The sequence below is a fragment of the Streptomyces sp. UF-297 genome (genome assembly GCF_058245575.1).
In genome coordinates, this window is record NZ_JBSIBZ010000110.1 from 1 (window position 1) to 11,964 (window position 11,964).

Annotated in this window: 9 protein-coding genes; 4 read left to right on the forward strand and 5 right to left on the reverse strand. The window is 72.0% G+C overall.

Annotation, left to right across the window (positions count from 1 at the left end; translation table 11 throughout):
- Window positions 1-238: 238 nt before the first annotated feature.
- Window positions 239-2,251, reverse strand: coding sequence for an AfsR/SARP family transcriptional regulator (locus tag AC4IJH_RS38560; protein WP_490856650.1), 2,013 nt, complete (start codon window positions 2,249-2,251; stop codon window positions 239-241).
- Window position 2,252: 1 nt separating this feature from the next.
- The gene (locus tag AC4IJH_RS38565) at window positions 2,253-3,545 is read right to left on the reverse strand and encodes a M18 family aminopeptidase (protein WP_490856651.1); all 1,293 of its coding nucleotides are present in this window, start codon (window positions 3,543-3,545) and stop codon (window positions 2,253-2,255) included.
- A gap of 197 nt (window positions 3,546-3,742) precedes the next feature.
- On the opposite strand from AC4IJH_RS38565, the gene AC4IJH_RS38570 reads away from it, so the two are divergent.
- The gene (locus AC4IJH_RS38570; RefSeq protein ID WP_490856652.1) at window positions 3,743-4,051 is read left to right on the forward strand and encodes an ArsR/SmtB family transcription factor; all 309 of its coding nucleotides are present in this window, start codon (window positions 3,743-3,745) and stop codon (window positions 4,049-4,051) included.
- A 167-nt stretch (window positions 4,052-4,218) separates the two neighbouring features.
- Here the strand turns inward: AC4IJH_RS38570 and AC4IJH_RS38575 are convergent, their stop codons facing one another.
- Together AC4IJH_RS38575 and AC4IJH_RS38580 are read right to left on the reverse strand one after the other, a co-directional pair.
- Window positions 4,219-6,045 carry an acyl-CoA dehydrogenase gene (locus AC4IJH_RS38575; RefSeq protein WP_490856653.1) on the reverse strand — a complete coding sequence of 609 codons (1,827 nt, stop codon included), beginning with the start codon at window positions 6,043-6,045 and terminating at the stop codon, window positions 4,219-4,221.
- A gap of 192 nt (window positions 6,046-6,237) precedes the next feature.
- Entirely contained in the window at window positions 6,238-6,714 is a 477-nt protein-coding gene (locus tag AC4IJH_RS38580; RefSeq protein ID WP_490856654.1) for a hypothetical protein, read from the reverse strand.
- A 211-nt stretch (window positions 6,715-6,925) separates the two neighbouring features.
- On the opposite strand from AC4IJH_RS38580, the gene AC4IJH_RS38585 reads away from it, so the two are divergent.
- The 3 genes from AC4IJH_RS38585 to AC4IJH_RS38595 all read left to right on the forward strand — a co-directional run bounded on the left by AC4IJH_RS38585 (window position 6,926) and on the right by AC4IJH_RS38595 (window position 9,659).
- Window positions 6,926-7,402, forward strand: a complete 477-nt coding sequence (locus AC4IJH_RS38585) for an SseB family protein (RefSeq protein WP_490856655.1) — start codon at window positions 6,926-6,928, stop codon at window positions 7,400-7,402.
- Window positions 7,403-7,532: 130 nt separating this feature from the next.
- Window positions 7,533-8,498: a pirin family protein gene (locus AC4IJH_RS38590; protein ID WP_490856656.1), complete on the forward strand. Its 966-nt coding sequence runs from the start codon at window positions 7,533-7,535 to the stop codon at window positions 8,496-8,498.
- 81 nt (window positions 8,499-8,579) lie between these two features.
- Window positions 8,580-9,659, forward strand: coding sequence for an AI-2E family transporter (locus tag AC4IJH_RS38595; protein WP_490856657.1), 1,080 nt, complete (start codon window positions 8,580-8,582; stop codon window positions 9,657-9,659).
- Between the two features lie 70 nt (window positions 9,660-9,729).
- Here the strand turns inward: AC4IJH_RS38595 and AC4IJH_RS38600 are convergent, their stop codons facing one another.
- Window positions 9,730-11,883 (reverse strand): SpoIIE family protein phosphatase, encoded by a 2,154-nt coding sequence (locus tag AC4IJH_RS38600; RefSeq protein WP_490856658.1) that lies wholly within the window; start codon window positions 11,881-11,883, stop codon window positions 9,730-9,732.
- Window positions 11,884-11,964 lie beyond the last annotated feature (81 nt).

The following is an 11,964-nucleotide window of genomic DNA, read 5'->3' on the forward strand; positions in this document are numbered from 1 at the left end:
CCCCCCCCCCCCCCCCCCCGCGGCCCCGACCCCACCCACCCGCAGACAGCGCAGCCCACCACCAACACCAACTCGGCCACGGCGAGCAACACAACACCCAGCACCGAAACCCCGCCGACCCCACCAGCGCAGCGCCCCCGCACCGAAACCCCCTCGGCCCCACCCAGCGCAGCACCCCCGCACCGAAACCCCGCCGACCCCGCCAGCGCAGCGCCCCCGCAGCGCCCGGCCCGAAACCTCAGTCGGCCCGTTCATCCTTCGCGTCGCGGGCGAACAGCTGGGTCAGCGTGCTGATCGTGTAGACGTCGGTGGACTCCTCGTCCACCAGGTGCATCTCCGCCAGCCGCTCCAGCCCGTCCTGGATCCGTTCGGGATCGGACCCGGCCAGCGAGGCCGCCACGGACGGGTTCAGGTGCCCGTCCGCGCTGGCCGCCAGCGCCTGCAGCAGCCGCGCGTCGTCCGCCGACAGCCGCGCCACCGACATCCGCAGCGCCGCCGCGATCCCGGTGTCCTCCGCCGACAGCAGCGCCAGCCGCCGCCGTTCGTCGCGCAGCGCCGCGGCCAGCCGCGCCAGCCGCCACCGCGGACGCGCGGTGAGCTGGGCGGCGGCGGCCCGCAGCGCCAGCGGCAGTCCGTCGCACAGCGCGACCAACTCCCGTGCCGCCTCCGGGTCTTCCTCCACCCGCTGCGGCCCGAGCATCGCCCCGAGCAGCGCCACGCCCTCCTGCGGGCCCAGCACCTGGAGCCCCACCGGCCGCGCGCAGTCGGTGGCGACCAGCCCGTCCAGGCGGCTGCGGCTGGTCACCACGGTCGCGCAGCGCGCACCGCCGGGCAGCAGCGGCCGCACCTGCGCGGAGCTGCGGGCGTTGTCCAGTACGACCAGCAGCCGGCGCTCGGCGACCAGCGACCGGAACAGGGCGGACGCGGCCTGCGCCGAGGTGGGGACGTGCTGCGGCAGAGTGCCCAGCGCGAGCAGGAAGTCCCGCAGGATTTCGGCGGGCTGCGCCTCCTCGGCCTCGCCGAACCCCCGCAGGTCGGCGAAGAGCTGCCCGTCGGGGAAGGCCGCGGCGTGCAGGTGTGCCCACTGCACGGCGCACGCCGTCTTGCCGACTCCGGCCGGCCCGGTGACGACCGTCAGCGGACTCTCGTCGGCCTGCACACCGGTCAACGTCGCGCTCAGGGCGGCGAGTTGACCCTCCCGCCCGAGGAAGCGCACCGGCGGCCGCGGCAGCAGCCGAGGCGCGACGACGTCCGGTACGGAGCCCGCACTCCCTGCCACGGCGGCACCTCCGGGCGCAGAGCCCTCGGACGGGACACCCCCGGACGGATCCCCGCTCCCGGCCCCGCCACCCGGCACATCCCCGCCGCCCGGCGTACGACCACCACCCGACGAGTCCCCGCCACCCGCCGCCCGCGCACCGCCCTGCGCCGGCACCACGGCCGACCCCGCGGCCGGTCCCGCAGACGCCCCCGCCGCCCGCGCACCCCCCTGCGCCGGAACCACCGCCGGCCCCGCCGCCCGCAGAATCTCCTCGTACGCGCCGCGCAGCCCCTCGCCCGGATCGACGCCCAGTTCCTCGTCCAGCAGGCGCCGCGTCCGGTGGTACCACTCCATCGCGTCGGACTGCCGCCCCGTACGGAACAGCGCCCGCATCAGCCCGGCGACCAGGCCTTCGCGCAGGGGGTGGTGGACCGCGGCCGTGTAGAGCACGGCGGCGGCCTCCTCGTGTTCGCCCAGCGCCCCGTGCGCCCGCGCCAGTGCCTCGACGGCGGCCAGCCGGCGCTCCTCCAGGGCGTGGGCCGCGGCGGCGAAGGGCGGGCTGGTGACGGTGCCGGTCAGGGCCGGGCCCCGCCACAGGCCCAGCGCCTCGCGCAGCAGCGGCACCGCGTCGCCGGGCGCCGCCTCGGGGCGGGCCAGTGCGACCAGTTCGCTGAAGCGGTGCGCGTCGATCAGGGACTCCGGCATCCGCAGGGCGTACGCGGAGCCCTGCGTGCTCAGCCCGACGCCGTACGCGTCGGCGCCGCCCTCCGCCAGCGTGGCGCGGAGTTTGGAGACGTGCCCCTGGACGACCGTACGGGCGTGCGCGGGCGGCTCGTCCTCCCACAGGGCAGCGATCAACTGCTCCAGCGCAACAGTGGTGTTGGGCTGCAGCAGCATCAGGGCCAGCACGCTGCGCCGCTTGGCGGGCCCGAGCGCCAGCTCGGTCCCGCCCGCGGCGACGGCTATCGGGCCCAGCAGTGAGAACTCCAACTCAGCCCTCCAGGAAGGCGGTCAGCGCGCCGGCGAGCAGGTAGGGGTCCTCGGCGCCGCACAGTTCGCGCGCCGAGTGCATGGACAGGATCGCCACGCCGATGTCGACGGTGGCGATGCCGTGCCGCGCGGCGGTGATGGGTCCGATCGTGGTGCCGCACGGCATGGAGTTGTTGGAGACGAAGGACTGCCAGGGCACCTGGGCCCGCTCGCACGCCGCGGCGAAGACGGCCCGGCCGCTGCCGTCGGTGGCGTACCGCTGGTTGACGTTGACCTTCAGGATCGGGCCGCCGTTGGGCATCGGGTGGTGTCCCGGCTCGTGCCGCTCGGCGTAGTTGGGGTGGACGGCGTGGCCGGTGTCGGAGGACAGGCACACCGTCCCGGCGAACGCGCGCGCCTTGTCCTCGTAGGAGCCGCCGCGCGCGAAGACCGAGCGCTCCAGGACCGTGCCGAGCAGCGGCCCGTCGGCGCCGGTGTCGGACTGGCTGCCGTTCTCCTCGTGGTCGAAGGCGGCCAGTACGGGGATGCAGGGCAGGTCCTCGCGGGCCGCGGCCGCGGCGAGGGCGGCCGTGCCCGCGTGCACGGACAGCAGGTTGTCCATCCGCGGCCCGGCGACCAGCTCGCGGTCGCGGCCGAGGAAGGCGGGCGCCTCGACGCTGTGCAGCATCAGGTCCCAGCCCTGTACGTCGCCCGCGGGCAGCTGCGCCTCCTCCTCCACGAAGGAGATCAGGTCGCCCTCGGCGACCTCGCCCAGGCCCCAGATCGGCGTCATGTGGCGCTGCTTGTCGAGCTTGAGGCCGTCCGCGTTGACGGACCGGTCCAGGTGGACGGCCAGCTGCGGTACGCGCATCAGCGCCCGGTCGACGTTGATGAGCCGGTGGCTGCCGTCGCGCAGTGTGACGCGTCCGCTCAGGCCCAGGTCGCGGTCGAGCCAGGTGTTCAGCAGCGTGCCGCCGTAGATCTCCACGGCGACCTGCCGCCAGCCGCGCGCGCCGGTGTCGGGCACCGGCTTGATGCGCAAATTGGGAGAGTCGGTGTGTGCGCCCACAATCCGGTACGCAGTGGCCGCGGTGGCGTTCTCCGGCACGTACCACGCGATGATCGCGCCGCCGCGCAGGACGTATTTCCCGCCCGCTTCCCCGTCCCACACGTCCGTCTCGGCGACCTGCCGGAACCCGGCCTTCTCCAGCCGCTCCGCCGCGTTCGCCACGGCGTGGTACGGCGAGGGGCTCGCGGCGAGGAAGGACATCAGGTCTTCTGTGTGGCCGCGATCGAAGCGGGAGGCGTTGCTCATGGAATCAGCATAAGGAGCGCCGTCCCTGACAGGGCGGCACGCCGCCCGGCGAATCGAACACATCGGCGGACGGGCCGCCGCCCGACGTGATCAACTGGCGCGATGCGGCGGTGAGTTCAGCGCCCTTTCGTGACCACAGGTACGATTCACATAGAACCTGAGGCGAAAGTCCGCGAAGCCGGAACGGAGGCGTATCCATGCCCGACGAAGAGGGACACCCCTCCCGCGAGGAAATGGTGCTGCGCACAGTCCTGGCCGCGCTGGCCGACCCGCTGCGCTACGAGGTCGTCAAGAGCCTTGCCCACGAGCCGTACGGGGCCGCCCGCACCTGTGTGTCCTTCGGCCTGCCGGTCTCCAAGTCGACGCTCAGCCACCACTTCCGGGTGCTGCGCGAGTCGGGCCTGGTGCGCCAGGTGGACCGGGGCAACAGCCGCGCGGCGACGCTGCGCTGCGCGGACCTGGAGGCCCGCTTCCCGGGCCTGCTCGCCCTTGTACGGGACGCCTGAGCGCCGTACGGCACCGCGCACCGCGCACCGCGCCGCACGGCACCGCGCAACGGACAGGGCCCGCCTCCCCGGGGGATTAGGAGGCGGGCTCTGCCGTTCAGTCTGACCGGTACTGCTCGAGATCGCGTAGAAGATCCCTTGCGCACCCGGCCGCAGGGCGAGGGGTCCTAGAACGCCGCCTCGTCCAGCTCCATCAGCGACTGGTCCACGGACTCGGCCAGCTGCCGCTGCACGGAGACGCCCGGCAGCACGTTGTGCGCGAAGAACTTCGCCGCCGCGATCTTGCCGGTGTAGAAGGCCTTGTCCTTGGACGAGGCGTCCGCCAGCTTCGCGCTCGCCACCGCCGCGCCCTTGAGCAGCAGGTAGCCGATGACGACATCGCCCGAGGCCAGCAGCAGGCGCGAGGTGTTCAGGCCGACCTTGTAGATGGACTTGACGTCCTTCTCCGTGGCGGCGAGGTCGGTCAGCATGGCGCCGACGATCGCCTCCAGGTCGGCGGCGGCCTTGCCCAGCTCGCCGCGGGCCTGCTCCAGCTCCTCGCCGCCCACGCCCTCGGCCAGGAACTTCTTGATCTCCTCGGCGAGGGTGTTCAGCGCCTGGCCCTGGTTACGGACGATCTTCCGGAAGAAGTAGTCCTGGCCCTGGATGGCGGTGGTGCCCTCGTAGAGGGTGTCGATCTTGGCGTCCCGGATGTACTGCTCGATCGGGTACTCCTGCAGGTAGCCGGAGCCGCCGAAGGTCTGCAGGGACTGCGCCAGCTGCTCGTAGGACTTCTCCGAGCCGTAGCCCTTGACGATGGGCAGCAGCAGGTCGTTGAGCGCGTGCAGCGCCGAGGCCTCCTCGCCCTCGGCCTCCTTGACCGCGATCGCGTCCTGGACGGAGGCGGTGTAGAGCACCAGCGCGCGCATGCCCTCCGCGTACGCCTTCTGCGTCATCAGCGAGCGGCGCACGTCGGGGTGGTGGGTGATGGTGACCTTCGGCGCGGACTTGTCCATGAAGTTCGCCAGGTCCGGACCCTGGACGCGCTCCTTGGCGTACTCAAGGGCGTTGAGGTAGCCGGTCGACAGCGTCGCGATGGCCTTCGTGCCGACCATCATCCGCGCGAACTCGATGATGCGGAACATCTGGCGGATGCCGTCGTGCTTGTCGCCGATCAGCCAGCCCTTGGCGGGGTGCTGGTCGCCGAAGGTCATCTCGCAGGTGTTGGAGGCCTTCAGGCCCATCTTGTGCTCGACGTTGGTGGCGTAGACGCCGTTGCGCTCGCCCAGCTCGCCGGTCTCCCAGTCGAAGTGGTACTTCGGCACGAGGAAGAGGGAGAGGCCCTTGGTGCCCGGACCGGCACCCTCGGGACGGGCGAGGACGTAGTGGAGGATGTTCTCCGACATGTCGTGCTCACCGGAGGTGATGAAGCGCTTCACACCCTCGATGTGCCAGGAGCCGTCCTCCTGCTCGACGGCCTTGGTGCGGCCCGCGCCCACGTCCGAGCCGGCGTCCGGCTCGGTGAGGACCATGGTGGAGCCCCACTGCTTCTCGACGGCGATCTCGGCGACCTTCTTCTGCGCCTCGTTGCCCTCGGAGTGCAGGATGCCGGCGAAGGCCGGGCCGGAGGAGTACATCCAGATCGCCGGGTTCGAGCCGAGGATCAGCTCCGCGTACGACCAGATCAGGGTCGCCGGGGCGGTGGTGCCGCCGATCTCCTCGGGCAGGCCCAGACGCCAGTACTCGGAGTCCATGAAGGCCTGGTAGCTCTTCTTGAACGTGTCCGGAATCGGTGCGGTGTTGGTCTCCGGGTCGAAGACCGGAGGGTTGCGGTCGGCGTCCGCGAAGGAGTCGGCCAGCTCGTTCTCGGCGAGGCGGGCCAGCTCCGACAGGACGCTCTTGGCGGTCTCGACATCCATCTCCGCGAACGGTCCGGTGCCGTAGACGCTGTCGCGGCCGAGCACCTCGAAGAGGTTGAACTCGATGTCGCGGAGATTCGACTTGTAGTGCCCCATGGGTACGGCTCCGTAATGGCTCGGGAGGCAGGGTCCTCAAACGCAATACCAGCAAGTAGCCAAAATGATGCTACCCATCGGTAATAAGAGGCAACCCCTATCCGCCCATCTGTGACGAGGGTCCCTGCTACCTACGGGGCCGGAGGTTGTGATGTGGAGGAAGTGACGAGGGTGGCGCGGCCGGTGGCCGGGTCAGCGCGGCCAGCTTTCGGGGGTGGAGCTGGTGACCACCTCGCACACGGCGGGCTTGCCGGGCGCCGGCGAGCGGCCCTCGGCGACCACGCGGGCGCCGTCGAGCAGGATGCGGCAGGTGGCGGTGGTGCCCGGGGCGGGGCGCACCTCCAGCCGGGCCTCCTGGCCGGTGTTCACCATGACCCGGGTCTTCCAGGGCAGCGCGGCCGCTCCCGTACGGTCCGTGCGCCGCTCGTCCTCGTAGCGGTCCGGATTGTGCTCGTACCGGATCTCGGTGGCCCGCGGCTCCCCGCCCGCGGCCCCGGCCTCGTACGTCAGGTACCAGGCGCTGCCGCCCATCTTCTGCTTGATCCAGGTCATATTGCCCTTGGCCCACAGCACCCCGCCCACCACCAGCGCCGCGAGCACCGCACCCGCCGTCGCCAGTACGACGCTGCCGCGGGAGAAACCGGTGGAGGGGTGGTGCTGGCGCGACATGGGGGCCTCGGGGGGTGTGGGGGGCGAGCCGGAGGGGATGCGTCACGGATGTCCGTTGTGTGCACCTGCGCCCACGCTAGTTTCGGACGCCGCCGCCCGTGATCGCCCGCCGGGCTGATCCCGGCATCGGCCATAGGTCCCACAGGGGAGTGCCGGATACGACTTCGTGCGTAGGTACGGCGCCCGACGGCGAATCGCTACTCTGTGGCGCATGTACGGCTACGACCAGAACGCGGGTGCCGGGCAGCAGCAGTACGGTGCTCCGCCGCCCCCGCCGCAGCATCCGGCCTCCGGTGGCTATGGTGAGCAGCCGCTCTACCCGGAGCCGTCGCCGCCCTCGCTCGCCGACGCGGTGCGCGCCTTCACCACCGGCTCGATGTCGCCGGAGGACTTCCAGAGCATCTTCTCCACGTCCAAGATCTACTGCCCGCGCGGGGAGAACCCCGGCTTCCTGGCGCTGCACAACACCCAGCAGCCGGTGATCCCGATGTTCACCTCGCTCAAGGAGCTGCGGCGGTACGCGGGCAAGGAGTCCAAGTACTTCGTGATCACCGGCGCCGAGGTCCTGGACCTGCTGCCCACCGGTTACGGCTTCGTCCTGGACATGGAGGGCGACCACCGGATGGTCTTCGACGCCAAGGCCGTGGAGCAGATGGTCGACTTCGCGATGCGCCGGATGTACGGCTAGCCCTCCCCGGGCTTCCGTACCTCTCGCACCACCCCTTCTCGCCTGCGAAAACAGAACAGGGAATGTCGCACGCCTTGCAGGTTGTTCAGTGTTCAACTAAGTTGAATGGCGAACGACCGAGGAGGCCGTCATGCCCGCTGTGACCGTTGAGAACCCGCTGACCCTGCCGCGCGTCGCGGCACCCGCCGAGGCGCTGCAGCGCCCCGTGCTCGCCGTCGCCACGGCGCCGGGCGGCTTCGAGGGGGAGGGCTTTCCGGTACGCCGTGCCTTCGCCGGCATCGACTACAAGTACCTCGACCCGTTCATCATGATGGATCAGATGGGCGAGGTGGAGTACGCACCGGGAGAGCCCAAGGGCACGCCCTGGCACCCCCACCGCGGCTTCGAGACCGTCACGTATCTCATCGACGGCACCTTCGTGCACCGCGACTCCCACGGCGGCGGCGGTGTCATCAACGGCGGTGACACCCAGTGGATGACGGCGGGCTCCGGCCTGCTGCACATCGAGGCGCCGCCGCAGGAGCTGGTCATGAGCGGCGGGCTCTTCCACGGCCTCCAGCTGTGGGTGAACCTCCCGGCCAAGGACAAGATGATGGCGCCGCGCTACCAGGACATCGGCGGCGGGCAGGTCAAGCTGCTCACCTCCGCCGACGGCGGTGCGCTGCTGCGGCTGATCGCCGGCGACATCGCGGGGCACCGCGGGCCCGGCATCACGCACACACCGATCACGATGATGCATGTGTCGGTCAACCCGGGCGCCGAGCTGACGCTGCCGTGGCGGGCGGACTTCAACGCCCTGGCCTACGGGCTGGCGGGCCGCGGCACCGCCGGCACCGAGGCACGCCCCTTCCGTACGGGCCAGACGGTGGTCTTCGGCGCCGGTGACTCGATCACCCTCCGCGCCGACGAGTCCCAGGAGTCCCGCAGCCCGAACCTGGAGGTGGTCCTGCTGGGCGGCCTGCCGATCCGGGAGCCGATGATGCACTACGGCCCCTTCGTCATGAACACCCACGCCGAACTGGCCCAGGCCTTCGAGGACTTCCAGGCGGGCCGCCTGGGCACGGTCCCGTCCGAGTCCAGCCCGTCCGGCGCCTGAGGACGGGCCCGGCGGAGCCGGGGCGATACCGCTCCCCCCACGGTGCCGCGCCGACACGGCACCGTGTGGTGGACTGGCCCGGTGCGTAAGGGAACTGATCAGGAATCGCCGCTGCTGCCCGTCGAGGCCCGCCGCGCAGCGGCATGGTGCGGGGTGGGCCTGCTCGTCGCCGCCGTGGCCGCCGTCGGCGTCTGGCTGTGCGTGACGCTCAGCGCCGCCGTCACCCCCGTACTCCTCGCCCTGCTGGGCAGCGCCCTGCTCGGCCCGCTGTACCGCCGCCTGGTGGCGATGAAGCTGAACCGGTCGCTGGCGGCGGGCCTGACCTGCATGGTCCTGCTGGTGGTCGTCGGCGGCGCCGGCTACATCGTGGTGAGCGCGCTCATCGAGACCGGCGACCAGATCATCGAGTCGCTCAAGGACGCGGCCAAGGACGTCTCCAAGTACTTCGGCGCGGCCGGGACCTCGCTGGACGACATCGCCTCCAACGCCAAGGGCCTGATCGGCAAGTTCGGCGGCACGGCCGCCTCCGGTGTGCTGGCCGGGGTGGGCATCGTCGCGCAGTTCGTGGCGGCCGCCGTGCTCGCGCTGTTCCTGACGTTCTTCTTCCTGCGGGACTCCGGCAAGGCGGTCGGCGCGCTGCACGACTGGGCGCCCGGCACGTCCGGGCCGCACCTGGAGCGGATGGCCCGGCGCGGCTTCCAGGCCATCGAGGGCTTCATGCGCGGTACGACGCTGATCGCGCTGATCGACGCGGTCGGCATCACCATCGGCCTGCTGATCCTGGGCGTGCCGGGCGCGGTGGGCCTGGGCGCCCTGGTCTTCGTCGGCGCCTACATCCCCTACCTGGGCTCGTTCATCTCCGGCTCGGTCGCGGTGCTGGTGACCTTCGCCGACCTCGGGGTGGCCAAGGGGGTGTGGGCGCTGGGCATCGTGCTGGCCGTCTTCTTCCTGGAGGGCCACATCCTCCAGCCGATAGTGCAGAGCCGTACGGTCCAGATGCACCCGGCGGTGGTGATGCTGGCGATCACGGCGGGCGCGAGCGTGGCCGGGATCCTGGGCATGCTGCTGGCGGTGCCGCTGGTCGCGGCGGCCTTCGGGGTGCTCTCCGAGCTGCGCGGCCATTACGGGCAAGAGTCGACGGCGGACACCGGCGCCCCTTAAGGGGCGCGGGGAACCGCGCGACCAGCCACGGACGGCCCGCAGCCGGCCGACAGCATGTCCAGTGGAGCGCTCAGGCAGCCGCCTCGTCGGCGGTCCCGGCCGCGTCCTGGGTCGCGGCCCCCGCCTCCCCCTGGTCCTCGTACAGCTCGAACCACGTGGACTTGCCGTCGCCGCGCGGGTCCACGCCCCAGGCGCCCGCCAGCAGTTCCATGAGCATCAGGCCGCGGCCGGAGGAGGCCAGTTCGCCGGGGGTGCGGCGGTGCGGCAGCTCGTCGCTGCCGTCGGCGACATCGACGCGGATACGGCGCCGGCCCCGCTCGCCGGAGATCTCGGCGACCAGCAGGGCGTCCCCGTCGGTGTGCATCAGGACGTTGGTGACCATCTCGGAGACCATCAGGACCGCGGAGTCGACCTGGTCCTCGTCCGCCCAGTCGTGCAGCACGTCGCGGATCTGCCGGCGGGCCTCGGCTATCCGCTGCGGCTCGGCCTGGGCGATGGTCAGCACCGTGCGCCGTACCGGGAGTTGGGCGCTGCGGCCGCCGGTTCCCACCCCGCAGCTGCCGCCCTCGCGGCTGAGCAGCAGCACGGCGATGTCGTCCTCGCGCCGGTCGACGAAGGGCCCGGTGGTGTGGTGCGAGGAGGGCCCGTGCACGGCCTGGATCAGGGCGTCGGCGAGCTTTTCCAGCTCGCCGCCCTCCCAGGTCTCGATGACGTGGCGCAGCCGGGTCCAGCCGGACTCCAGGTCGTGGCCGCCGGTCTCGATGAGCCCGTCGGTGCACACCAGCATCGTCTCGCCGGGCTCCAGGACCAGGCGGGTGGTGGGGTAGTCGGTGTCGGGGTGGATGCCCAGCGGGAGGCCGCCGGAGGTGGGGCGGACGAGCAGGGTGCCGTCGGTCATGCGGATGGCGGGGTCGGGGTGCCCGGCGCGGGCGATGTCCAGCAGGCCCGTCGCCGGGTCGACCTCGATGTAGAGGCAGGTGGCGAAGCGCGGGTCCTCGCCGCCGAACTCGGTGTCGTTGATCCCGGCCAGGAAGCGGGAGGCGCGCGAGAGGACCGCGTCGGGGTGGTGGCCCTCGGAGGCGTAGGCGCGCAGCGCGATCCGCAGCTGGCCCATCAGGCCGGCGGCCCGTACGTCGTGTCCCTGTACGTCGCCGATGACCAGGGCGATCCGGCCCGACGGCAGCGTGATCATGTCGTACCAGTCGCCGCCGACCTCCAGGCCGCCGCCGGTGGGCACGTACCGCGCGGCCACCGTCATCCCGGGGATGTCCGGCTGCACCGTGGGCATCATGGAGCGCTGGAGTCCCACCGTCAGCTCGCGCTGGGACTCCTGGTCGCTGGCGCGGGCCAGCGCCTGGCCGAGCATGCGGGCGACCGTGGTCAGCACCGAGCGCTCGTCGGGGGTGAAGGCGACGGGCTGGCCGAAGGCGGCCATCCAGGCGCCGATCGTACGGCCCGCGTTGACCAGCGGGATGAAGGCCCAGGACTGCCGGTTGAAGGCCCGGGCCAGCGGCCAGGTGGCGGGGAAGCGGCGGCGGTAGTCGTCGGGGGTGGGCAGGTAGACGGCGCGTCCGGTGCGGATGACCTCGGCGGCCGGGTAGTCGGTGTCCAGGGGCAGGTCGCAGAAGGGCTTCTCGTCGCCGGGCTGGTGGCCGTGGTGCCCGATGACGGAGAGGCGGTCGCCCTCGATGCCGAAGACCGCCAGGCCGTCGGGCATGAAGCCGGGCATGGACAGGCCTGCGGCGACGTGCAGCACCTCGGCGGTGGAGCGGGCCTCGGCCAGCGCCCGTCCCGCGTCCAGCAGGAAGGCCTCGCGCGAGCGGCGCCAGTCGCCGGTGACGGGGGTGTGCGCGGCATCCGCGCGGGTGCCGGGCTGGGGCTCGGGCACTTCCTGGAGGGTGCCGACGAACTCGTAGTCGCGGCCCTTGAGCAGGGCGCGGCCGCGGCCGCGCACGATGCGCTGGGTGCGGCCCTTGGTGTCCACGACGCGCAGCCGGCCCTCGGCCAGGCTGTCCTCGCTGATGGCGAGCCCTGCGATACCGCGGATCTCGACCCAGTCCACGGGGTGGAAGCGGGAGCGTACGGCGGCTTCGGTCAGCTCCACCGCTTCGGCGGGCAGTCCCAGCAGCCGGGCCGCCTCGGCGTCGAGGGTCACCCGTCCCGAGGCGTTGTCCCAGCGCCACAGGCCGGTCGCGATGGCGGCCAGGAGATCCATGGTGCGCATTGCATCACTTTATGTGGCTTTGAAGAGGGGCCACCAGCGAGGTGGGCGTGACCATCCTCCCACGGTGATCTTGACGCGTAT

What these genes read in the sequence shown, in the direction of transcription:
- AC4IJH_RS38565 (WP_490856651.1), bottom strand. Translation starts at nt 3,545, where the DNA reads ATGAGCAACGCCTCCCGCTTCGATCGCGGCCACACAGAAGACCTGATG.
- AC4IJH_RS38570 (WP_490856652.1), top strand. Translation starts at nt 3,743, where the DNA reads ATGCCCGACGAAGAGGGACACCCCTCCCGCGAGGAAATGGTGCTGCGC.
- AC4IJH_RS38575 (WP_490856653.1), bottom strand. Translation starts at nt 6,045, where the DNA reads ATGGGGCACTACAAGTCGAATCTCCGCGACATCGAGTTCAACCTCTTC.
- AC4IJH_RS38580 (WP_490856654.1), bottom strand. Translation starts at nt 6,714, where the DNA reads ATGTCGCGCCAGCACCACCCCTCCACCGGTTTCTCCCGCGGCAGCGTC.
- AC4IJH_RS38585 (WP_490856655.1), top strand. Translation starts at nt 6,926, where the DNA reads ATGTACGGCTACGACCAGAACGCGGGTGCCGGGCAGCAGCAGTACGGT.
- AC4IJH_RS38590 (WP_490856656.1), top strand. Translation starts at nt 7,533, where the DNA reads ATGCCCGCTGTGACCGTTGAGAACCCGCTGACCCTGCCGCGCGTCGCG.
- AC4IJH_RS38600 (WP_490856658.1), bottom strand. Translation starts at nt 11,883, where the DNA reads ATGCGCACCATGGATCTCCTGGCCGCCATCGCGACCGGCCTGTGGCGC.